Source organism: Microcystis sp. M53603_WE2, assembly GCF_030065435.1.
Map to the genome: position 1 here is coordinate 1 of NZ_JASJFF010000137.1, position 1909 is coordinate 1909.

The following is a 1909-nucleotide window of genomic DNA, read 5'->3' on the forward strand; positions in this document are numbered from 1 at the left end:
AGGCAAAGTAAGGGTTTTGGGGCTTTTCTTCCGAAACAGGTGCAAGAATTTGAGAGAATCGTCGTTCAAAACCTTGCGTCTTCATCGGCCCGCGTTCTGTAGGGGCGAAGCATTCGGGCAATAACCTATCGGTGAAACCGTAGATTTTCTATCCGAATGCTTCGCCCGTACTTTTTCAGCAGACCCTACTTAGTATTAGATATGTGTAATTAATTGTGTCTAGCTACTTATCCATTATGTCCCAAAATTCAATAGGCGAGAGTGCCTTTTTCCCTAACCAAAAAGGAAGGCTTTTAAACCTTCCTTACCATAGAATTGGTCATTTATTGCCGTTTGCAAGCCAATACACCCAGAGAACCCACCGCTAATAAGCCTAAAAGGGTGCCTGGTTCGGGGGTTGTCTGTATCTGGGCAGGTTGAATAGTCCAGTTAGCAGGATCGATGTTACCTTCTACATTGGTCAAATTGACCTCGTAATAATAATTTGGGTCAGTATAGTAAACGCCATTGAACCCATTCACGTACCATTCTATAGGTGTTTGTGTAGAATTGGTTGAGACGACATTGACATTATTGAAATCAGACCAATCAAAAGGAACAGCCGTTAACTGTCCTGAGGCATTGGTGACAAAGCTTCCTGTAGTACCATCCAACCCATCACCCCCATTAGGATTAAAGGTGGTAACGTGGGCTCCATTACCAAAGTTGAAGGTGACAGTCACAATGTCAGTGGCATTCCATGTTTGGCTCAACAGGGAAGTTCCCCCATTGTCAAGCTGATAGGTAATAACCGCAGTATCACCGACATTAACGTTATCGACAAGGGGTAGAAATCCGGGTGATGCAACAGTATCCGTATAGGTAGCGGTAAAAATGGCGGCATGGGCGGGAATGGCAGTGAAAACGGCACAAGTCACCGCCGGAAGGCAAAGGGCTTTTAGCAGTTGATTAGTCATTTTTGATTGATTGACAAGTTAATTTCATGGCTAAGAATGGGGAAAAACTGCTCGTTATACCCCATAAATCATTGCTTAACAGCAATAAGCAGCCTCATTCTACCCCCCCCCCGAATTTGTCAAGTATTCTCCGTTTTTTATTGATGAATCCGGAAAAAAGCCCATCAGGGAGAGACTGGAAGGGTTCGCCAAGGAAACATCTTAAATTAATCAGTAATGATTAAGATTGAGCTATTTTAGGGGTTAAAGTCGGTCCTTATTCCCCCCTTTATTAAGGGGCGTTAGGGGTGAGCAAAACGTCCTAATCTTAGCGCGTAGTGCTATAAAATAAAAGCATGAAAACTGACACGATTTTTTATCAACTCTTTCAATCATTCCCCTCTATCTTCTTTGAATTAATTCAACTTCCTATCACCGAAGCGAATAACTACCGCTTTGACTCAGTGGAAGTCAAACAACTTTCTTTTCGTCTCGATGGAGTCTTTCTGCCTCAAAATAATCACCCCCAGACTCCTATCTACTTCTGTGAGGTACAATTTCAAGAAGATGAGGCTTTTTATCAGCGCTTTTTCACCGAAATATTCTTATATCTCAGTAAAACTGACTTAACCAATGATTGGCGGGGTGTGATTGTCTATCCTAACCCTCAAGTAGAAACCGATAAAGTTCAACGCTATCGGGAACTTCTCAACTCCGAGCGAGTCAGACGGATTTATCTGAATGAATTAGAAAACACTCCTCAAACTTCGATTGGTTTAGCTACAGTCCAATTAATCACCCTATCTAAAGCAAAAGCGATTGATAGCACCCGAAAATTAATCCAAAGAGTGAGGCAAGAATTAACCCCCGACCAAAAACCGCAAGAACTCTTACAATTAATAGAGACGATTCTCGTTTATAAGTTACCGCTTCTCAATCGTCGGGAGATAGAAACTATGTTTAGTTTAGATGAA

Annotated in this window: 2 protein-coding genes; one reads left to right on the plus strand and one right to left on the minus strand. The window is 42.1% G+C overall.

Features of this window, described 5'->3' with window-relative positions:
- Positions 1–323: 323 nt before the first annotated feature.
- Positions 324–956 (minus strand): PEP-CTERM sorting domain-containing protein, encoded by a 633-nt coding sequence (locus tag PX481_RS03205; RefSeq protein WP_288027573.1) that lies wholly within the window; start codon positions 954–956, stop codon positions 324–326.
- A 335-nt stretch (positions 957–1291) separates the two neighbouring features.
- Here PX481_RS03205 and PX481_RS03210 point away from each other — a divergent pair.
- Positions 1292–1909, plus strand: a 618-nt coding sequence (locus tag PX481_RS03210) for an Rpn family recombination-promoting nuclease/putative transposase (RefSeq protein ID WP_288093641.1), incomplete at its 3' end; no start/stop codon positions are given.